Below are 21,339 nucleotides of genomic sequence, written 5' to 3'. Positions count from 1 at the left end.
TCATTATCAATTTCCTGGCAGATATACTCAACTTTGGTATAAGAAATAAAATTTATACCATCATGAAAACACTATTAAGAGCCTTTATCGTGGTCATTATCATCATAGGAGGAGTTTTGATCATTGTTGTAGGGAAAAAGCCTTTTCCTGAACCTGAATGTCTCGTATGCGGGATCAATCTTGTAAGAACATTGGGAATTGCTGAAGTTATTCTCGGTCTCGGAGCACTGGTAATACAAGCCAATCTGACTGAGAAGCAGCGTAATTTCTGAAAATAAAAAGACCGGTAAAAATTTACCGGTCTTTTTTATATTAATCGTTTAGTTTCAATACTGCCATGAATGCAGACTGCGGGACTTCTACCCTTCCGATCTGCTTCATTTTCTTTTTACCTTCTTTCTGCTTTTCAAGAAGTTTACGTTTTCTGGAGATATCTCCTCCGTAACATTTTGCGGTAACGTCTTTTCTCAAAGCTTTGATGGTTTCCCTTGCAATAACTTTCGTACCCAATGCAGCCTGAACAGCAATATCAAACTGTTGTCTAGGGATCAGCTCGCGAAGTTTTTCACACATTTTTTTACCGATATAATATGCGTTACTGTCGTGGATAAGTGAAGAAAGGGCATCTACCATATCTCCGTTGATCAGGATATCCATTTTTACAAGCTTGGAAGCTCTGAATCCGATCGGATGATAATCGAATGATGCATAACCTTTGGAGATAGATTTCAATCTGTCATAGAAGTCGAAAACCACTTCTGCCAAAGGCATATTAAAGACCAGCTCTACTCTTTCCGAAGTTAAATAACTCTGGTTAACAATTTCTCCTCTCTTTTCGATACACAGGGTCATTACAGCTCCTACGAAATCGGATTTTGTAATAATGGAAGCTTTGATAAACGGCTCCTCTACTCTATCCATGATCGAAGGATCCATCATTTCTGAAGGGTTATTGATCAGAATGGGAGTTTCTGGATCTTTTTTGGAATACCCGAAATAAGATACGTTGGGTACCGTAGTGATCACATTCATGTTGAATTCCCTGTCAAGGCGCTCCTGAACGATTTCCATGTGAAGCATTCCCAGGAATCCGCAACGGAAACCGAATCCTAATGCAGCTGAACTTTCCGGTTCAAATACCAAAGAAGCATCATTCAGTCTTAATTTTTCAAGAGAGAATCTCAATTCCTCAAAATCTTCAGAATCGATAGGGTAAATACCGGCGAATACCATCGGCTTTACTTCTTCAAATCCTTCGATAGGCCCTGATGCAGGCTTTTCAAAAGAAGTGATCGTATCTCCTACTTTTACTTCTCTTGCATCTTTAATTCCGGAAACCAGATATCCTACGTCTCCACATCCGATTGTCTTTTTCGGAACCTGCTTTAGCTTCAGTGTTCCTACTTCATCAGCTCCGTATTCTTTACCGGTAGCAAAGAATTTAATCTTTTCATTTTTAGAAATGCTTCCGTTTACTACTTTGAAATAAGCTTCGATTCCTCTGAAAGGGTTGTAAACCGAGTCGAAAACCAAAGCCTGAAGCGGAGCATCCGGATCTCCTACCGGTGCAGGAATTCTTTCTACAATTTTTTCAAGCAGATCATGAACCCCTTCTCCTGTTTTTCCTGAAACTCTTAAAACATCATCATAGTCGCATCCGATCAGATTCATAATCTCGTCGGTTACTTCTTCAGGATTGGCAGACGGAAGGTCAATTTTATTAAGAATCGGAATGATCGTTAAATCATTTTCCAAAGCCAGATACAGGTTACTGATAGTTTGAGCCTGAATACTCTGCGCAGCATCTACAATAAGAAGTGCACCTTCACAGGCAGCAATAGAACGGGAAACTTCGTAAGAAAAGTCTACGTGCCCCGGGGTATCAATAAGGTTTAAGATATATTTTTCTCCTTTATACTCATAATCCATCTGAATAGCGTGAGACTTAATTGTAATCCCACGTTCTTTCTCCAGATCCATATCATCCAGGGTCTGAGACTGCAACTCTCTTTGGGTAACGGTATTGGTATACTCCAAAAGACGGTCTGCCAAAGTACTTTTACCGTGGTCAATATGAGCGATTATGCAAAAATTTCGTATGTTTTTCATTTAAGAACGTTGTAATTTGCAAAGATAAAAAAAAGCGAGAGATTATCTCTCTTATATTCATCGTATTAAAAATTTCTTATTCGTCAGGGAAATCATATTCTCCGGTCAGAGAATCAATATAAACTTTTCCAACATCTCCATTCTTCATTTTCTTCTGTCTTGCCCCTTGTTCTATTGCTCCGGCAACTCCACCAATTAAACCAAACATTCCATATGTACTGTTCATTTGTACAGGGAAAAGATGCCCACGATTGGCAGTAATATAGAAGCCGTTCTCATCTTTATCAAGGTCAAGGAAGCCTGAGAATGTCATTTTATGGGCTTTCCCGTTTTCTACATAAGCAAACATTTTATGGGCAGGAATTTTAGTTTTCTTTCCGTTTTCTTCCTTCACTGCCCTAGTAATATCTCCTTTATTATTCAGCTCAAAAGTATAGCTCCCAGGCTCAGGAGTTTGGTTAAAGAATGAAATATAATCCAGATAAATTCCGTCTTTTAACTGCCCTTCCTTTAAAGCAGCATAATTATTATTTACATAATTGCTGTAATCTCCTAACTCATTAAACGAAACTGAATTTCCCACCGGATTTAATGAATAGGATTTTTTAATAAATACTGAAAAAATAGAAGGAATATTTTTCACCATCAGTTCAGAAACTTCTTTATCATAAAAAGTAAATACTGTATCTTTTTTATAAAGAAACTGATACTTATCTCCGTTTTTTGCAAAAGTCTGAGCATAAAAATCTAATTTACCTTCTGTCTTTTTGCCATCAGACCCTCCTGTTGAAAGCTTCAGCCTTTTTAAGACCATAACAAACTCAGTTGATGCACCCGTTTGATTACTCTTTAAATACCATGCGCTAAAATCATTATCCGGTGTTGTTGGGAAAACAACTTCTCTCATTTCTTTTTGTTCTCCGAAAGGCAGCGTTCCAATTTGTTTATCTTCTCTCTGATCAATTACCTTGAAAGATTTATAAGTATTTTCAGTGTAATTTAAAATATTTCCTTTAAATTTTATTGCTTCCTTTGACTGTGAAAAAGAAATTATAGCGACAAAGGTAAGCAGCAATTGCATCATTTTTTTCATTCTATTTTTTTGGTGCAAAAATAGTAATTCATAAACATTAAACGGCTCTCACAGAATAAATCTGTAAGAGCCGTCCAACATTAAAAAAATAAACTATTATGGGTTTTGTTTGGGCCTTGCCATATTATTGTACCCGGAATGAGGTCTTCTTTCATTCATCTTATCTCTCATCATTCCTTCAGTCTGGAATAGTTTTAATACTTTCTGGCAAGGAATTACCTGCTGCATCTTGTCAGCATACTTCTTCCTGTTATCCAGCAGCTTCTGTCCCACTTCGAAGCTCTGCTGAAGTTTTGCTTTAGCTTCCTCATCAGATAAAGTTTCCGGGTTAAAATTAGAATTAAACTGGCTTTTTATCTGTTTCTGATTATCTAAATACTCATTATAAAGCTGAGTAAATTCTGTTTTATCGCTGGGATCAATATCGAGATTTTCCAGCACCATATTATTCCTGAACTTTTTAAGAAGTTCTTTTCTCTCCTCGGGAGAAAGATTGTTTATTACCTCTTTTCGTTGTTTAGGGTCCATTTTTTTCCAGTCGTAATCTGTCGTCTGCCCATTTTGCGCATTCAGACCAAAACCATAAATAATAAAAAGTGTAAATAATATCTTTTTCATCTTTCTTTTAATTATATAAATCTAAATAAACGTCCTGCGTGGAATTACTTGCCAGTTCTGATATTTCAGAATTGGAAAACGTATCCAGGTATTCATTCATTTTAACTTCTTCTTGTTTAGTGACTGCTTTTGCGGGTTGTGAAGTTGTTTTATGGTCAACTTCCTTCACCGGGTTGCTTGCAATAGTTTTATTTTCCTGATTTACAACTGTTTGATTATTATTTTCAACAGAAGTTAAATCTGCTTCCAGTGTTTCATAAGCTCTTTCACTTTCTGTTTTGGGCTTCTGGCTATTGTCGACTAATGTTTTTGAATTCAACAAATTTTCTGTCGTCTCATGGTCAGAATTAAAAACATACGTTGCTCCAAATATCAAAGCCAGTGATGCCGCAGCGGCATACATCCAATTCAATTTAAAAATGGGTGCTTTTTTATTCGCTTTCACTTCGTTCATTACATTATTCTGGATATTTTCAAATAAATGATCCGGAACTTTGTAAATGTTTTTTCGTTCTAGTTTTTCTATGTCGAACTCTTTCATCTTGATTTGGGTCAAAAAATTATCTTTCGTAATTTTCTTTAATAAACTCTTCTATTTTCTGTTTGGCATAATGATAATTTGTTTTTAAAGTTCCTATGGACATATCAACAATTTTAGATATTTCTTCATAGGGTAAATCATCATAATACCGCATCATAAATACCAGTTTCTGCTTTTCGGGCAGGCTTTGTATAGCGTTCTGGAGCAGCAGTTGTATTTCTTCTGCATCTCCGTCCGTATTGTCGGCCACCAGGTTCTGCATATAATATTCCGGATCTTCATCCGTTTTCTGCATTTTCTTCATCTTGTTTACCTGCTGTAATGCTTCGTTGGTAGCGATCCTGTACAACCAGGTATACAGCTGGCTGTCGTTTTTGAACTGGTGAAAATTCTGATAGGCCTTAATAAAAGTCTCCTGCAGCGTATCCTGAGCCAAGTCTCCATCCACAATAATCCTTCTGATGTGCCAATACAATCTGCTCTGATAAGCATCCATCAAGGCACGTACCCCTTTTTCCTGGGTCCGTGGATTCTGCATCAACGAAATAATTTCCGCGTCCTTAATCTTCATAAGATGCTTTCACTGTTTTGGATTACAAAAATAGCCGAAAGTTAAATTACTTATTCAATTTTCAGTCCAAATATTTAAAATAATATCAGATCCTTATATGGTGAGCCTTAAGCAATAGGCTCATGGACTATTCCCACAAAACTTCCGGCTCTCTTTTCCTGTCTTCCTTTAAAATCTTATCTTTGTTAGATGCAAATTGTAATCATAGGATCCGGAAATGTAGCTTACCATCTGGCAAAAGCTTTTAGACTGAAAGGTATTCCATTAGCACAGATTTTTGGAAGAAACAGGGAAGAACTGGGAAAAATTTCTGAGGAATTGAATGTTCCTTTCTCTACGGAGCATCTTCAGGATGCAGATCTGTACATTATTTGTGTAAGTGATAAGTCTGTGGAAAATGTTTCTCAGCTTATCACTAAAAAAGACTGTCTGGTTGCCCATACTTCAGGGTCTCTTCCTAAAGAAATTTTAACAGGGGAGTACAGAAAATCAAGCTTTTATCCTTTACAGACATTTTCAAAATCAAAAGAACTGGATTATGAAAAAATTCCATTCTTCATTGAAGCTGAAAATGATCAGGACCAGCAGCTTCTTATTGAGCTGGCTTCCAGGATTTCTGAGAATGTCATGGAAAGCAGTTATGAAAAGAGAAAATATATCCATCTGACGGCTGTTTTTGCCTGTAATTTTGTGAATCATCTTTTCGCAAGAGCTAAAGAAATCTCGGATTCACAGGAAATTCCGTTTGATTATTTCCTGCCGCTTATCAATGAAACGGTACAGAAAATTTATGAAATAGATCCGAAATCTGCACAAACCGGACCTGCCGTAAGAAATGATGTAAGGGTTCTGGAACTACATGAACAGCTATTAAAAGACGAAAGTCTTGAAATTTATAAGACAATGAATCATTCTATTCAAAAAATGTATGAGCTATAAAGAGAAATTAAAAGATATTAAGGCGTTTGTATTTGATGTGGACGGAGTTTTTACAGACGGAAGCGTTTATCTGCTTCCGGGCGGGAATATGTGCAGGGTAATGAATGTTCTGGACGGTTATGCAGTAGTTAAAGCATTGAAAAACAATTATCTGATTGGGGTAATCACCGGTGGAAACGATGAAATGGTGAAGCACAGGATCAATTACCTGGGAATAGAAGACTATTACCCGAAATCCCACAATAAAATGGCTGATTTTGAAGATTTTAAAAAGAAATATAACCTTAAAAACGAAGAGATTCTGACGATGGGAGATGATCTTCCCGATATTCATATCATGGAAAACTCAGCTATTGCCGCATGCCCTGAAAATGCTGTTCCTGAAGTAAAAGGAATATCTGATTATATTTCTGAAAAAAAAGGCGGAAGCGGAGCCGTACGGGATGTGATAGAGCAGGTGATGAAGGTTCAGGGGAACTGGCACGACGATAACACTCAATCTGTATAAAACGGCTTATGAAATTACTTTTAGCATCCCAGTCACCCAGAAGAAAAGAATTGCTTTCAAGTTTAGGCTTCGATTTTGAAGTGGTAAAAATAGACTGTGAGGAAATTCTTCCGGAAGACATCAGAATAGAAGAGGGCGCAGCTTACCTGTCAGAACTAAAAGCAAAGGCATTCAGGGAATTAGCGGATGATGAAGTCCTGATAACAGCCGATACGGTAGTAGCCATAGAAGACCAGATCCTGGGAAAACCTAAAGATGAGCATGAAGCAAAACAGATGCTTCGTTTACTTTCAGGAAAAACCCATCAGGTATACACCGGAATTACGATAAAATCCGGTAGTAAAACAATTACTGAAACTGATGTGGCGGATGTAGAACTGGATGAAATGACGGATGATGAAATAGAATATTATATTCAAAACTATAAGCCTTTCGACAAAGCAGGAAGCTATGGCATCCAGGAATGGCTGGGCATGGCAAAGATCAGCAGGATGAACGGAAGCTTTTATACCATCATGGGACTTCCTACCCATTTGGTTTATAAAATTTTGAAAGAAATATAAATATTATTCATTACAAAATTTTGTTATTTTTACAAAATCATCAACTGCTCATAATAAAAAGCAGATAAGAGAGTTATATTGAATAATGAAAAAGAATATATTATTCCTTTTAATCATGTGTATTGTTGCTTCCTGTGCTACCAAGACAAAAAAGCCGGAACAGCGATCAAAATTCTTAAAAGGATTCAACACTTACTATAATACCCTTTTTAATGCAAAAGATGCGTTAAACAGTGAATTTACGAGCAGAGATAAGGGCCATAAAGATAATTTTTATGCTCCTTACATTCCTATTCTTACATACGAGGATCAGCCTTTGGGAAGTGATCTGGGCCAGTCTGAGGCATTTGCAGAAAATTCTATGAAAATGGGTGAGATCAACCGGGGTTCTGAAAGGGGATCACCTGGAATGCCTCCTTCCATGCCGAACGCAAAGGGGAATGCAACCCCTGAAATGCCTGATGAGCTTCAGAATAAAGGGGCAACTACTTTAGAAATTGCTGAAGCAAAAGCCCAAAAAGCCATCAATAAATACTCAGTTATCAGAAACGGTGAAGAAAAAAATAAGAAAATTTTTGATGCCTATATGATCCTTGTACAGTCCAGGATTTATCAGAATAAAGCTGTACAGGCCCTGGATGCCCTGAACTATGTTTTTACCCATATGAAGGATGATAAAAGGCTTCCGCTGGCAAGAATTTATCAGGGTGTGGCTTATGCACAGATTAAAGATTACCATAAAGCCAATGAAACATTTGCCAAACTGCAAGGGGAGGACATTAATAAAAGCTATGCTAAACTATTGAGCATCTATCATTCCGAGGCTCTCTTGGATGCAGGAAAATTAAATGAAGCAGTAGTTGAGCTTGACAGGGCTTTTGAACTGAATTCCGACAGAAAACTGAAAAGCAGAATTGCTTATCTGAGAGGGCAGGTTACTGAAAATCTGGGCCAGAATGATAAAGCCCGTGAAAGCTATACCCAGGCCTATAAATATGCCAATGATTTTGAATTTGAGGTAAAATCCCAGATCGCAATCGCTAAAACCTTCAATGGAAAAGGGGACTATAACGGAGCTAAAAATTATCTTGAAGGAATCAGTAAAAAAGGAACTTACGGTTCTAGAAAGAACGAATTTTACTATGCTTTAGGCTTAATGGCCAATAAAGCCGGAAAAAAAGATGAAGCCCAGGAATTCTTTAAAAAATCTTTGTTTGAGAAGGTATCTGATCCGCAGGTAAGAGGTCTTACGTATTATGAAATAGGGAAGAGTTACCTTGAAAAAAATGACTACATAGGAGCCGGCGCTTACTACGATTCTGCCCTTACCGTAATGACTTATGAACCTTCCAAAGTCCTTTTAAAAGACCAGTCCGAATATATCAAGAAGATCTCCAAAAATTATTATCTGATCAAGAAGAACGACAGTATTCTTTCACTTGCCAGGATGAGTGATGCCCAGAGAACAGAATTTTTCTCAAAACATATTGCCAAACTTAAAGCCAAAGAAGAAAAAGAAGAACTGGAGAGAAAGCGTGCGGAAAGAAACAAAGGTTTTGATACGGGAGATTACAATGCCAATTCAATATTTGCCAATAATGCCAATTCGTTTGAAGATTTTGGGGTAACTACCAAAGGCTTTTATTTCAGCAATACGGGAACGGTGAGCAAAGGAACCTCTTCATTTAAGCAGGTGTGGGGCGACCGTGCTTTAGCAGATAACTGGCGTTATTCCAAAAAAATGGCGACCATTGAAGATATGAAAAATGAAGCTTTGGGAGTGACTTCAGCACCTAACCCAAGACGTTTTGAGCCTACCTACTATATTGAACAGATCCCTACAGATCAGGAAAAGCTGGGGCAGCTCAAGAAGGACAGGGATACCGCTTCTTTAGGACTGGGTGTGATGTACCAGAATTACTTTACCAATACGCCTTTGGCAACGAAGACCCTGTATGATCTTGTTGACGTGAAACCAGAAGAAAAAGTAATGCTTCAGGCCCTGTATGAAATATTTGCGATGAACTACCAAAAGAATCCACAGGCCGCTGAAAAGGCAAAACAAATTCTTTTAAAAGACTATCCTTATACTTCTTACGCAGAATTTGCAAGAAATCCTAAAAATAATTCATTCGTAAAATCATCGGAAGATGTTGAAAACGAATACAAAAAGGCTTATGCTCTTTATGAATCTGAAAAGTTTACGGAAAGCCGGGACGTGATCGATCAGACGATCCAGAAGTATCCTAAAGATGCCCTTGTTCCGAAGTTCCAGCTGCTGAATGCATTCAACACCGGGAAAACAAGCGGAAAAGAGGTAATGATCCTGCAGCTTGAACAGATCGCACTGAATTATTCCAAAACCCCTGAAGGCATAAGAGCGAAAGAAATGCTGAATTATCTGAAAAGTGATCTTTCATTTCAGGCGACCGATAATAAAGGGAATTCTCTTTCCCAGCAGCCGGAAATGCCTGCACAGCCTGTACAGAATATGAATAATGGTATTCCAGTAAATCCAGCCGGAAATGATAAGAATGCCCAGCTTCAGCAATTTATACAGGATGCCAATACTGACCCTAAAAAACCTAAACAGAAGCTAAAAAAGGATAAAAGTAAGGAAAACAATCCTGACGCTATTCCGGAAATGCCTCATTAAAATAAAAAAAGCGAAGAATAAATCTTCGCTTTTTTAATCTATTTTTTAAAGTCAATCAGAATCTGATGAATTCTTTTTCTTTACTCCATGAAAATCTTTAAGATAGAAAGGCTCAAAGTAGGCAATATCTTCAAACTCTTCCCGGCTGATCTTTTCTATGGTCTTTTTGATAAGAAACTGAGAAGAAGGATAAGCATCATCTTTAAATTCCGCATCAGGAAGATCCAGGATATCTTTTGCTTTCTTTGCTCCGTCTCCTACGAAGATCATTTTTTTATCTTTAAACTCCTGAAAAGAAGTTTCATCTAAAATCTTAGCCTCGGTCGGCGAAAGTTCTTCTCCCGTCACACCGTCATAAACGGCCGTATATACCTCCATTCTCCTTGCATCGATCAATGGCACTACATAATCATAGTTTTTGCCTAAAAAAGGCTCTATCATCGTTTCTAAAGAATTTACGGCGATTAACGGTACCTTCAGTCCGTAGCAGAACCCCTTTGCAGAAGCAGCTCCGATTCTTAATCCCGTATAAGAACCAGGCCCTTTTCCCAATGATACGGCCTCAATATCATTCATTGTGATACCTGCGCCTTCTAAAGCCCATTCTACATAGGTGTGAAGGCTTTCGGACTGTTTATAGTTTTCGGAGACTTCCTCACAAAGGCACAGGAGCTTTTCATCGTCTGAAATAGCTACAGAACAGTTTTTGGAAGAGGTTTCCAGATATAGAATTTTCATCTCTTTTTATTTAAGCTAATGTCCAATTACGAAAGACCAAATATCTCCCGGATATTCTGCAAATTTATGCGTTTTATTTGAGACTATTTTCTGTAAATGGTTCTCGGTTCGCTCTGGGCACTTGGATAAATAGTCATATCTGAAACCATCACATGTTTTGGTGCGTTGATGCAGTAAGCGATGGCATCCGCAATATCTTCTGCTTTTAAGGCTTCATAACCGGCGTATACAGTAGCAGCTCTTTCACTGTCGCCTTTGAATCTTACAAGGGAAAAGTCTGTTTCTACGGCACCCGGCTGAATATTGGTTACTTTGATCCCAAATTCCGTAAGTTCCAGACGCATTCCTTCAGAAATTACATCAACTGCTTTTTTAGTTGCACAATACACTGTACCGTTGGCATAAGTCTGTCTTGCCGCCACTGAACTAATGTTTACAATATGTCCGGAATTACGCCCTTTCATAGACGGGATGATCATTTTGGATACATATAGGAGACCTTTTACATTGCCGTCGATCATAGAATCCCAATCATCTGTATTTCCGGAAGAAAGAGGTTCCAAACCGTGTGCATTTCCTGCATTATTGATTAAGACATCAATAGTCTTCCATTCCTCAGGAAGGGAATTTATAGCTTTCTCAACTTCTTCAAGATTTCTTACATCAAACTTTAAACTAAATATTTCGGTATGTTGAGAAAGTTCGGTTTTCAAAGATTCTAAAACTTCATTTCTTCTCCCGCAGATAATAATTCTGTTACCTTGTTTAGCCAGTAGTTCTGCTGTAGATTTTCCTATTCCGGAAGTGGCTCCGGTGATGAGTATTGTTTTCATAAAAAATGTAAATTTTAATGTACCAATCTAATAACATAGCAGTACAACAATTGATAATCTGCTACATTTTTCAGAATACTATCCTTTATTAGTTGGTAACAAATGTTTAGATTCCTGTATTTCTCCATTTCCGAATGACCAGTCTTCCTGAATATTGTTTTCAAGTAACACAATAACAATATTGTTTTTTGTGACTGAAGTAGATTTTGATATTTCTTCTGCAATAGCAGAATATAACCTTCTCTTCTTTTCCAGGTCCCTTCCTTTTCCTGCAATAATCTGAATGTAAATAATTGTCTCTGTATGTGAAACTCCAAGATAATTCTGAGGAAATTTAATCTGATGTGAATCTAATTCCTCAATAACATGAAAGTAATCATCAACAGGTATATTAAATTCTTTAATTAAAGACTGATGAATAGAAATAGAAATTTGGTTTTTCTCTTCCAGACTCAGTGTTTTGGGCAAACTAATTCTTACAAATGGCATATAATAAATTTTGATTAACGGTTTGATTTATTAATATTCAATTAGCATCAAATGCTTCGAAAGCATCCGTTATATGTTCAATAATTAAGTTTTTCTTTTCATCAGGCAGAACAGAAATAATATCAAACCTCACTTCCTGATCTTTATTAAATTTTTCCAGATAATGATTGGCCGCAGCCACTATAGATTTGATCTTTGTTTTGGTTACAGCTTCCTGAGGCAACATAAAAGCATCTGTAGAACGGGCTTTCACTTCTGCAATAATGATCAGATTGTCTTTTTCAGCAATAATATCAATTTCAGCTTTCTGAAACCGGAAATTTCTCACAAGGATTTTGTAGCCGTTTTTCTGCAGGTATTCTGCTGCTACATCTTCTGCCTGCTTCCCAAAGTCATTGTGAGTTGCCATTATTTAAAACTCAATCTTAACCTTATCCTTTACCTGCAATTTCACATTTCCTCCGATAATCAGAGGTCTGTTGTCTTTAATATGCCCATTCGGAAAACCGAAAACAACCGGGAATTTATATTTTGAAATCCGTTCTGAAATCAGTTTATAAGCGAATTCATCGAAGCTTTCTTCATAGCTTTTATTTTCTTTTTCGTCGCCCATATTGGTCATCCCGCCAACGATCAGTCCTTTTATTTTTCCGAAAACACCGGCAAGCTCCAGACTCATGATCATTCTGTCAAGAGCATAGAAATTTTCACCGATATCTTCAATGAAAAGAATTTTATTCCTGAAATCAAAAGAATATTTGGTTCCCAGAAGGGCATAGATCAGGGCTAAATTGCCTCCGACGAGTTCGCCTTCAATATTCCCCTGCTTATTAAATGCATGGGATTTTAGGGCATATTTAGGCATTTTCCCTTTGAGGACATCAAAGATCATATCGTAGCTCTCATCAGTAACTCCAAAACTGGAGGTCTTGATAGTCTGTCCATGAATAGATGCAAATCCTTTGTTGAGTAAATAGCTTTGAATAACGGTATTATCTGAATAACCGATATACCATTTTGGGTTTTCCGTAAATTTTTTAAGCTTTAAATGCTGAACCAGGTGCTGGCATCCATAACCTCCTCTGGAAGCCCAGATTGCAGAAATTTCATTATCATTTAAGGCCCAGTTCATATCTTTCAGCCTTTCTTCTTCAGTCCCGGCATAGCTATACCCGTTTGAAAATTTTGAATAAAGATGTTCGCCGATAACAGGTTCAAATCCCCTGTTTTTAATCATTTCTATCCCTTTTTCAAGCTGAGAAGCATCTACTGCTCCCGCCGGGGAAATAACGGCTATTTTGGCTCCTTTTTTAAGTGGTTTGGGAAATATTATTTTTTTCATTCTGTTTTTTGATACTTTATTTCTTTTTTCTCAGCTTCTTCCAAACGTCTGTCGAACTGATTAAATTTCTTAAAGCTCTGCAGGAAAATAAAGAAACTGAAAACAATAAGAATCCCGCCAACTATTCTTCTGATCTGGTTGGCAAGCTTCTGGGTAAGTTTATCGTGAAATTGTTTTGCCAGGAATATTTTAGCAAGATCAATACATAAATACGTTCCGATAACGATGCTTATGTACAAAATAAAGCTGCTGGTATCAGGATACTGGTTTCTTACGGAGATTACCGTAACCAACCAGAAAAGTATCACTCCTACATTTAAAAGATTAAAGAAAAAACCATTGAAAAACGTTTTAAAATAGTTCTGGCCAATGATTTTTTCTTCACCGGGCATATGCATTTTGGTCTTGGTGACCATCATGACGATCCCATATACAAAGATAAGTATGGAAGTGATCCTGTAAAATCCGGGATGCTTATCTATCAAAGTAACAATGTCCGCACTTGCATAATAGGCAGCAACGATGCATAGCAAATCCGCCGTAATGACACCAAGATCCAGTGCCAAAGCATGTCTGGGTCCTCTGGTGAAGCTGGTTTCAATTAAAAGGAAAAAAATAGGTCCTATAAAAACCAGGCTCAGCATAAATCCTAAGACAATGGCAGAAAGTACAAGTTCAAACATTCAATAGTATTTTAAAATGAAAAAAATTCATCCCATTTATACAAAGTTAGACTTTATGATTTAATTAATCAACAATCTTAAAGTCCAACTGTTTCTGAATAAGATTTGCTTTTACTACTTTAATCCTCACTTCATCGCCCAGTTGATATTTTTTACCGGTTCTGTTTCCGTATACCGCATGGGTCTTACCATCATAGGAATAGGAATCATCCACAAGATCTCTTAATTTGATGAGTCCTTCGGCACCGTTTTCAGGGATTTCAACCCAGAACCCGAATTCCGCAACACCGGAGATGACACCACTGAAGGTTTCTCCAAGATGTTTTTCCATAAATTTCACCTGCATAAATTTAATAGAATCTCTTTCTGCATCAGCAGCCAGTCTTTCCATTGCACTACAATGTTTGGCTTTCTCTTCAAGTTCTCCTTTGCTTGGAGATTTTCCTCCATCCAGGTAATGTTGTAACAATCGGTGGGCTAGAAGGTCAGGATAACGTCTGATGGGAGAGGTGAAGTGGCTGTAGTATTCAAAACCTAAACCGTAGTGGCCGATAGGTTCTGTAGAGTATACCGCCTTGCTCATACTTCTCATCGCCAGCGTTTCTATCATATTTTCTTCGCCTTTTCCTTTCACATCATGAAGAAGGTTATTCAATGATTCTGCAACTTTTTTGGTATTGTCGAGATTCATTTTATAGCCGAAAGTAGATACAAAATCTCTCAATGCTTCCAGCTTTGCAGGATCCGGATCATCGTGCACCCTGTAAATAAAGGTATTGTTTGTAACACCTCCTTTGTGGGTTAATGATACAAATTCGGACACTTTTTTATTGGCTAAAAGCATGAATTCTTCGATCAGGTGATTGGAATCCTTGCTTATTTTAAAGTAAACCCCTACAGGTTCACTGTTTTCGTCCAGATTGAACCTTACTTCACTTCTGTCGAATGTAATGGCTCCGTTTTTAATACGCTGATCACGCATAATTTTCGCCAGCCTGTCCAGTGTATTGATTTCTTCAGCAAGATCTCCTTCTCCCGTTTCTATGCGTTCCTGAGCCTCTTCATAGGTAAATCTTCTGTCTGAATGAATCACTGTTCTTCCAAACCACTGTTTCTGGATCTCTGCTTTATCATTCAGCTGGAAAACTGCTGAAAAAGTATATTTATCTTCATTCGGACGCAGGGAACATACATCATTACTTAAAACTTCCGGAAGCATCGGAACCACACGGTCCACAAGATAAACCGAAGTTGCTCTGTTGTAGGCTTCATCATCCAGGATTGTCCCGGGAACCACGTAATGGGAAACATCCGCAATGTGAACACCGATCTCCCAGAATCCGTTTTCCAGTTTTCTGATGGAAAGCGCATCATCAAAGTCTTTCGCATCTTTAGGGTCGATGGTGAATGTACATATGTCACGCATATCCCAACGTTTTGCTACTTCCTCATCTGTAATCCTACGGTCTATTTTATCTGCATCAAGCTCCACTTCCTGTGGAAATTCATAAGGCAGTCCGTATTCTGCAAGAATAGAGTGGATCTCTGTTTCGTGCTCTCCCGGAGCTCCAAGAACCTGAATGATTTCTCCTTCCGGATTCTTATCGCCAGGCTTCCATTCTGTCATTTTAACGATGACCTTATCACCGTTTTCAGCTCCTCCGAATTTTGTTTTCGGAATAAAAATATCGGTGTTGATCGTTTTTTTATCACAAACCACAAATCCAAAATCTTTATGGGCAACAAGCTGGAATGTTCCTACAAACTCAGTTCTTGTTCTCTCCAGAACCTCCAGTACGGAACCTTCCAGTTTTTTTCCTTTGAAGTGATAGGTGATGATCAGAACTTTATCGCCCTGTAGGGCATCTTTCACATTTTTAGAGTGAATAAAGATATCATCTTCCACCCCTTCTACGCTCACGTAAGCATTACCAGACTGGTTGAAATCGATGATTCCTGTTAAAGTTCCAGCGATCTTCAGGTTGACGATATATTTTCCTTTCTCCACTTCTTTGATCTTCTCAGACCCCTGAAGCTTATGAAGAGCCTGGATTACCTGCTCTCTCTGTCGTGGATTTTTATAATCTATTCCGTCTGCGATCTGTTTATAATTATAGATCTTTGACGAATTAGTGTTCATGAAACGCAGGATCTGTCTTCCGATCTCTATGAGTTTCTGTTCGTTTTTATGGCTTATATATTTACCTTTTCTTGGCATTTTAATTTTCTTTTTTTGTTTCAATAGTCGTCCATTGGTTACCAATGTATTGATATGTTATTAAATACTTTTCACTGTAGCTGTTATCAGCATTTTTGTACAATACCATTACTTTAATTTTATTTTCAAAATCATTTTTTAGAATTTTGATGAACAGACTATTGTATTGATTAATTTTTACTTGACTATTTTTAAGCTTCGGATATACTATTGCTTCTTTTTCGTTATTATATCTATCCAAAATCTTTACAGGCTTACTAACTTCATTTAGGATACGGTCCTTTTCATATTCTATACCACTTCCTTCACCTTCATTATTTGTTGCAAAAATTATATTTTTCGGCAGTTTATCATATATTTTTGCAACGGCTATATCATTCCAGAAATCATTGGTAGAGTATACGGGTGTTTCATAATCATAATATGCAGGACAATAATAATCTCTTCCGGTTGTTCCGCAGGTAAACATTTGATTTTTATTAAAAATTATAACATTATCTTCTTTGAGTAATTTCAAATTAATATCATTAATAATTTTATCCTGTAATCCGTTGTAGTCCACCAATTTCGATTCTTCCTGAAACTTCTTTAACCTGATCATGCTTTCTTCATATAATTTCTTGCAATCCTGTTTCATACAACCATTTTTATGAGGATCATCTGAAGCATAACCAAAATCTGCAGGACAGGCATCATCTTTATCTAAAATACTATCACCATCAAAATCAGACCAGGGACAACCGTTATTTTCTACTTCTCCTATTAAATCCGGACAAAGATCAATATTATCTCTAACACCGTCACCATCTTTATCAGGCCACGGACAACCATGATTTTCCACCGGACCGGAAGTTTCAGGACACTGATCCAGATAAAATAAAATTCCATCTGCATCCTTATCACTAAGACATATCTTTCTACTGTTTTCCTTTCTGCATTTCTTAAAAGCATCTTGATCCTTTATTTCCTGGGTATGGAAACAACTTATTACAAAAAATAATACAGCAGATACTATGATCTTCATTCAGTTTTTACATTTCTTATTAATCGTACAGCATCAATTTTCCTTCCAATTTTATCTGTAATGGAAACTTTAGTCTGTATAAAATTACTATAAATATGGAGAAGAGTGGAGAAAACCTTTGATTAAATATCTTTAAATATTTCAGGCACAGTATGGAAATAATAGAATGCTAATTTTCTATTAGCTGGTACAAATATATAAAATAAAAAATAAATAAGGCCTGCAGTTTGATTTACAGGCCTTTATATTTTTAGCAAACAGCAATTTTATCAACCCTGTTCTGGTGTCTTCCCCCTTCAAAATCTGTGGAAAGAAATTTGTCTGCAATTTCTATGGCCAGCTCTTTAGAAATAAATCTCGCCGGGATAGAGATCATATTCGCATCATTATGCTGTCTTGCCAACACTGCAATCTCCGGCATCCAGCAAAGGGCACATCTGATCTTCTGGTGTTTGTTTGCCGTGATCTGAACTCCGTTTCCGCTTCCGCAGAATAAAATTCCCAATTCATTTTCCCCGTTTTCAACAGATGTTGCAGCTGGGTGTACAAAGTCCGGATAATCCACACTGTCTGTGGAAAACGTGCCAAAATCCTGAACATCAAACTTTTCTGAGAGATAGTTCTTAACAATCTCCTTATATTCATAGCCTGCATGGTCTGCAGCAATAGCTATTTTTCTTTTCATAATACTCTTATTAGGTCTTTTTAGATTTAATTTCAATACAAAGGTAAGAATAATAACAAAGTCTGTGAATTGTTCGGGAGTAAATTGTGAAAAGCGGTGTGAGTAACTGTGGAAAACTTTTCTCAACTTTCTATTTTTAAAGATGAATTTATTTCGTAATGGGAAATGTAATTGAAAAATTTAATCACAATTTCAAAAATGTTTTCTTCACACAATCCGAAGTTTTTCCAGAATAAAATTACTAATAATGGTTTCGTGGGGAAGTTACTAACAGTTGTGAATAAGTCTGTGAAAAAGCAGATTTACAAGAGATTACAATGTGAATTAAATATGAATTGAATAAAAACTATTTGTTATCAAATATTTCATTAAAACTTATCCCCGAAACTAACAATACTCAACAACAACTACATTATTTCTTTTTTTTAAAGAGAATAAAATTGTTGATTAATGGGTGAATGGAGTTGGGGAAAGTTTTCCAAAACTTTTGTTTCAATGGTTCCGCTGAAAATGTTTAAAAGCTTACATTTGTGAAAAGAAAATTCAAAGATATTTATGAAAACAATCAATGATTTCAATTTTAAAGACAAGAAGGCTTTGGTAAGAGTGGATTTCAATGTTCCGCAGGACGATCAGCTGAAAGTGACTGACAATACAAGAATAGCAGCTGTAAAACCTACGGTTGAGAAAATTCTTAATGACGGAGGTTCTGTCATTCTTATGACGCATCTTGGAAGACCGAAAGGTGAGGTGAAGGATGAATTTTCTCTTAAGCATATCGTAGATGAAGTTTCAACTGTTCTTGGGCATGAAGTTAAGTTTGTGGATGAATGTATCGGAGACAAGGCTGAAAAGGCTGCTTCTGAGCTTCAGCCGGAAGAAATCTTATTATTGGAGAACCTTCGTTTTCATAATGAAGAAGAGAAAGGAGATGAAGAATTTGCCGGGAAGCTTGCCAAACTTGGCGATGCGTATGTAAATGATGCATTCGGTACAGCTCACAGAGCGCATGCTTCTACAGCAGTTATTGCCCAGTATTTTCAATCAACTAAATTTTTCGGTTTACTGATGGCTAAAGAGCTGGAGGCGACTGAAAAAGTATTGAAGAAGGGAGAAAAGCCTGTAACTGCTATACTTGGAGGATCTAAGGTTTCAACTAAAATTACCATTATAGAAAATATACTACCGGCTATTGATAATTTGATTATCGGAGGAGGTATGGCATTCACGTTTATCAAAGCTTTAGGAGGAAAGATAGGAAACTCTTTAGTAGAAGAGGATAAGCTTCCTTTAGCTCTTGAAATTTTAGGAAAAGCTAAAGAAAATAAAGTAAAAGTGTATCTTCCTTCGGATGTTATTATTGCTGAAACTTTCAGTAACGATGCTGAAAGAAAAGAAGCAGACATATATGCAATTCCGGAAGGATGGATGGGGCTTGATGCCGGTAATAAGTCAAGAGATCAGTTCAATGATGTTCTTTTAAATTCAAGAACAATTCTTTGGAATGGCCCGATCGGAGTTTTTGAAATGTCAAATTTTGCAGGTGGAACTGTTGCTCTTGGTGACAGTATTGCCGAAGCTACAAAACTGGGAGCTTTCTCTTTAGTAGGAGGTGGAGACAGTGTTGCTTTTGTGAAGCAGTTCGGTTATGACGATAAAGTAAGCTATGTTTCTACTGGAGGCGGAGCGATGCTTGAAAGTCTGGAAGGACTGGAGCTTCCGGGAGTTGCTGCGATTAATAAATAATGTTTGAAAATATATAATGATAAAGCCTGCTAAAACTTAGCAGGCTTTTTTATACGTCAAGTTTTGGCGTTTCAGGACTATATATTTGTTGTACCAAATAAAATATTATGCTTACAACAAATGAATTTTTCGTATCGTTATCAGGCCCGGATGATGACTTTGTACAATTGATAGACTCTAATACGGGGGAAATTGTTAGCTTCAAGAAGGTGAATATATGGATTGACGGAACAGTACTTGTTATCAATGATCCGAGGGTATTAAACGATCAGGTTATTTACCGTACAAGAGGTAATGAATTTTATGTAAATACGGTTGTATTTTCATCTAAAAGAGTATACATAACCGCTTTTGGAGCTAAATCTTCATACAATGATGATCAGAGAGCTTTTATTCAGCATGCTTTTGATATATGCTCTGAACTAGGTTTAAAACTTGTGTTTCCAAGCGGACATTTTTTGATTAAAAGCTTTAATTCATCATCTGAAAATATTCTTGAATTAAGATCAGGCTTAGATGTCGAGTTTGAAGACTACAGTGTAATTAAGCTTGATGCCTATTTTGATGATAGTGCTTTTGTATTATTTTCTGGTCTTACTGCTGATTCTTCCCCTTTATATAACATTTCTTTTAAAGGGAAAGGTATTATTGATTTTGGCGGTGATGTTTCTAAAATGAGATCTTTATATCTGAACAGAGTAGGCTTTGAAGGAGGAAATTGTACCAATGTTCTCATTGATGGTTTATATTGGACAAATGGCGATTTACGGAATTGTATAGCTGTAGGAAAAGGAAATTCGGGAGGTAATGTAACGATAAGAAACTGCACATTTGATAATCTTACAACAGGAACTAAAGAAATAAATCATGATCATTCTACTATTTATGGAAATGTTGATTTTTTATCGGTTCATAATAATGTTTTTATTGGTAACAGACTAATGAGTTTGATTGGTTGTGCTTGTGAAATCCACAGTAGTCATTCATCCTTTGATAATAATAAAGTTTACGACTATACAAGGATGAATTTCGTTGCTTCTTATGATTATGAAAGAAAGGATATTACGAATATCAGTATCACTAATAATATTGCTGAGATTACAAATACTGTTGTGTATTTTTGGTCTAATGTTAATTCATTAATTTCCAATGTTTTGATAAGCGGAAACAATGTAAGACAAAAGCATATTGAAGGAGAAACCCAGAACTATAATGGTCATCAGGGACTATTAAGTATTCTTAATAAAGGGGGAAAATATGAAAGAATTATTGCAAAAGGTAATTCATGTCATATACTGTATACCATAGGAGATCATCTGAGGTATGCAGCTGATATTTTTGCAGGTGTGGACGTTCTGGAAATCAGTGATAATAATTTTTCAGGACATTCTTTAGGTTTCCTTTTAGATAAAGAGGAATCAGATCTATTGGGTAGTTATTCTTTTGTAAAAATTTCTGGAAATTCTTTTACTTCATTATATAAACTGGTTACTTTAAATGCTGAAAAAGTTACCCATAGTTTGATTTCTGATAATTCAGCATCTCTTGAAACCAATAATTTAACTGACTTAATTGAGATTAATAGTAATGCGATCCAGTCTACAACAATCAGAAATAATACTTATCTGAATAATAAGCCAAGTGTGGAATTTACACCTTCTTCTGCTTTTAAGGCTGATTCCACCAATAATGCAAAATATATTCTTTCTTTGATTGATACACCGGTTCCAACAATTAATGCCAATGATTATGATTTTATCATTCCGTATTTTTCCAATGATCATAAAAGGGTAGGGGCGATGTATACGATCCAACCTTCTTATCCTTTTCAGGAACTTTTTTTCCACGCTGTTACTTTTGGAAAGGGCGGAAGTGCAAATGTTGATTTTAAAGTTGATAATATTGCACCGTATACTTTTCCGGCTAACAATCTACTAAAAAGTAATATTATAGTTGAGATGTAAAAAATATAAACCCTGGAAA

21 protein-coding genes are annotated in these 21,339 nt (G+C 36.6%); 7 read left to right on the top strand and 14 right to left on the bottom strand.

Features of this window, described 5'->3' with window-relative positions; translation table 11 throughout:
• The first annotated feature begins 62 nt into the window (after positions 1-62).
• Complete coding sequence (locus BUB03_RS09890; RefSeq protein ID WP_073062461.1) at positions 63-272, top strand: hypothetical protein; 210 nt, start codon at positions 63-65, stop codon at positions 270-272.
• Positions 273-312: 40 nt separating this feature from the next.
• Here the strand turns inward: BUB03_RS09890 and lepA are convergent, their stop codons facing one another.
• The 5 genes from lepA to BUB03_RS09865 all read right to left on the bottom strand — a co-directional run bounded on the left by lepA (position 313) and on the right by BUB03_RS09865 (position 4,932).
• Positions 313-2,109 carry a translation elongation factor 4 gene (gene lepA, locus BUB03_RS09885; RefSeq protein ID WP_040992948.1) on the bottom strand — a complete coding sequence of 599 codons (1,797 nt, stop codon included), beginning with the start codon at positions 2,107-2,109 and terminating at the stop codon, positions 313-315.
• Positions 2,110-2,185: 76 nt separating this feature from the next.
• Positions 2,186-3,202 carry a hypothetical protein gene (locus BUB03_RS09880; RefSeq protein WP_073062458.1) on the bottom strand — a complete coding sequence of 339 codons (1,017 nt, stop codon included), beginning with the start codon at positions 3,200-3,202 and terminating at the stop codon, positions 2,186-2,188.
• Between the two features lie 96 nt (positions 3,203-3,298).
• Positions 3,299-3,820, bottom strand: coding sequence for a hypothetical protein (locus BUB03_RS09875; protein WP_040992952.1), 522 nt, complete (start codon positions 3,818-3,820; stop codon positions 3,299-3,301).
• A 7-nt stretch (positions 3,821-3,827) separates the two neighbouring features.
• Positions 3,828-4,361 (bottom strand): hypothetical protein, encoded by a 534-nt coding sequence (locus BUB03_RS09870; RefSeq protein ID WP_073062455.1) that lies wholly within the window; start codon positions 4,359-4,361, stop codon positions 3,828-3,830.
• A 19-nt stretch (positions 4,362-4,380) separates the two neighbouring features.
• Positions 4,381-4,932 carry an RNA polymerase sigma factor gene (locus tag BUB03_RS09865; RefSeq protein WP_073062452.1) on the bottom strand — a complete coding sequence of 184 codons (552 nt, stop codon included), beginning with the start codon at positions 4,930-4,932 and terminating at the stop codon, positions 4,381-4,383.
• A gap of 189 nt (positions 4,933-5,121) precedes the next feature.
• Between BUB03_RS09865 and BUB03_RS09860 the strand changes: the two genes are divergently transcribed.
• From BUB03_RS09860 to porW, 4 genes are all read left to right on the top strand, one after another.
• Positions 5,122-5,871 carry a Rossmann-like and DUF2520 domain-containing protein gene (locus BUB03_RS09860; protein WP_073062450.1) on the top strand — a complete coding sequence of 250 codons (750 nt, stop codon included), beginning with the start codon at positions 5,122-5,124 and terminating at the stop codon, positions 5,869-5,871.
• Complete coding sequence (locus BUB03_RS09855; RefSeq protein WP_048501563.1) at positions 5,861-6,379, top strand: KdsC family phosphatase; 519 nt, start codon at positions 5,861-5,863, stop codon at positions 6,377-6,379. The genes BUB03_RS09860 and BUB03_RS09855 overlap by 11 nt, the downstream gene beginning before the upstream one ends.
• A gap of 8 nt (positions 6,380-6,387) precedes the next feature.
• Positions 6,388-6,942, top strand: a complete 555-nt coding sequence (locus BUB03_RS09850) for a Maf family protein (RefSeq protein WP_073062447.1) — start codon at positions 6,388-6,390, stop codon at positions 6,940-6,942.
• Positions 6,943-7,027: 85 nt separating this feature from the next.
• The gene (gene porW, locus BUB03_RS09845; RefSeq protein WP_073062437.1) at positions 7,028-9,598 is read left to right on the top strand and encodes a type IX secretion system periplasmic lipoprotein PorW/SprE; all 2,571 of its coding nucleotides are present in this window, start codon (positions 7,028-7,030) and stop codon (positions 9,596-9,598) included.
• 51 nt (positions 9,599-9,649) lie between these two features.
• Here the strand turns inward: porW and tsaB are convergent, their stop codons facing one another.
• From tsaB to rpiB, 9 genes are all read right to left on the bottom strand, one after another.
• Positions 9,650-10,336, bottom strand: a complete 687-nt coding sequence (gene tsaB, locus BUB03_RS09840) for a tRNA (adenosine(37)-N6)-threonylcarbamoyltransferase complex dimerization subunit type 1 TsaB (protein ID WP_073062435.1) — start codon at positions 10,334-10,336, stop codon at positions 9,650-9,652.
• Between the two features lie 83 nt (positions 10,337-10,419).
• Positions 10,420-11,169 (bottom strand): SDR family NAD(P)-dependent oxidoreductase, encoded by a 750-nt coding sequence (locus BUB03_RS09835; RefSeq protein ID WP_073062432.1) that lies wholly within the window; start codon positions 11,167-11,169, stop codon positions 10,420-10,422.
• A 78-nt stretch (positions 11,170-11,247) separates the two neighbouring features.
• The gene (locus BUB03_RS09830) at positions 11,248-11,658 is read right to left on the bottom strand and encodes a tautomerase family protein (protein WP_040992968.1); all 411 of its coding nucleotides are present in this window, start codon (positions 11,656-11,658) and stop codon (positions 11,248-11,250) included.
• A gap of 37 nt (positions 11,659-11,695) precedes the next feature.
• Positions 11,696-12,067: a YraN family protein gene (locus tag BUB03_RS09825; protein WP_073062430.1), complete on the bottom strand. Its 372-nt coding sequence runs from the start codon at positions 12,065-12,067 to the stop codon at positions 11,696-11,698.
• A gap of 3 nt (positions 12,068-12,070) precedes the next feature.
• Positions 12,071-13,000, bottom strand: coding sequence for a S66 peptidase family protein (locus BUB03_RS09820; RefSeq protein WP_073062427.1), 930 nt, complete (start codon positions 12,998-13,000; stop codon positions 12,071-12,073).
• Positions 12,997-13,683: a LysE family translocator gene (locus BUB03_RS09815; RefSeq protein ID WP_040992974.1), complete on the bottom strand. Its 687-nt coding sequence runs from the start codon at positions 13,681-13,683 to the stop codon at positions 12,997-12,999. The genes BUB03_RS09820 and BUB03_RS09815 overlap by 4 nt, the downstream gene beginning before the upstream one ends.
• A 64-nt stretch (positions 13,684-13,747) precedes the next feature.
• On the bottom strand, positions 13,748-15,901 hold the full coding sequence (rnr, locus tag BUB03_RS09810; RefSeq protein ID WP_073062781.1) for a ribonuclease R: 2,154 nt from the start codon (positions 15,899-15,901) through the stop codon (positions 13,748-13,750).
• A gap of 1 nt (position 15,902) precedes the next feature.
• Complete coding sequence (locus tag BUB03_RS22260; RefSeq protein WP_073062425.1) at positions 15,903-16,925, bottom strand: hypothetical protein; 1,023 nt, start codon at positions 16,923-16,925, stop codon at positions 15,903-15,905.
• 250 nt (positions 16,926-17,175) lie between these two features.
• Positions 17,176-17,610 carry a ribose 5-phosphate isomerase B gene (rpiB, locus tag BUB03_RS09800; protein ID WP_040992978.1) on the bottom strand — a complete coding sequence of 145 codons (435 nt, stop codon included), beginning with the start codon at positions 17,608-17,610 and terminating at the stop codon, positions 17,176-17,178.
• A 555-nt stretch (positions 17,611-18,165) separates the two neighbouring features.
• Here rpiB and BUB03_RS09795 point away from each other — a divergent pair.
• Positions 18,166-19,356: a phosphoglycerate kinase gene (locus BUB03_RS09795; protein ID WP_073062422.1), complete on the top strand. Its 1,191-nt coding sequence runs from the start codon at positions 18,166-18,168 to the stop codon at positions 19,354-19,356.
• 107 nt (positions 19,357-19,463) lie between these two features.
• On the top strand, positions 19,464-21,320 hold the full coding sequence (locus BUB03_RS09790; protein WP_073062419.1) for a glycoside hydrolase family protein: 1,857 nt from the start codon (positions 19,464-19,466) through the stop codon (positions 21,318-21,320).
• The last annotated feature ends 19 nt before the right edge of the window (positions 21,321-21,339 follow it).

The organism is Chryseobacterium oranimense, assembly GCF_900129755.1.
In the GTDB taxonomy this organism is placed as follows: domain Bacteria; phylum Bacteroidota; class Bacteroidia; order Flavobacteriales; family Weeksellaceae; genus Chryseobacterium; species Chryseobacterium oranimense.
The sequence above is the reverse complement of the archived record's forward strand: the minus strand, read 5'-3'. Positions and strand labels throughout refer to the sequence as shown.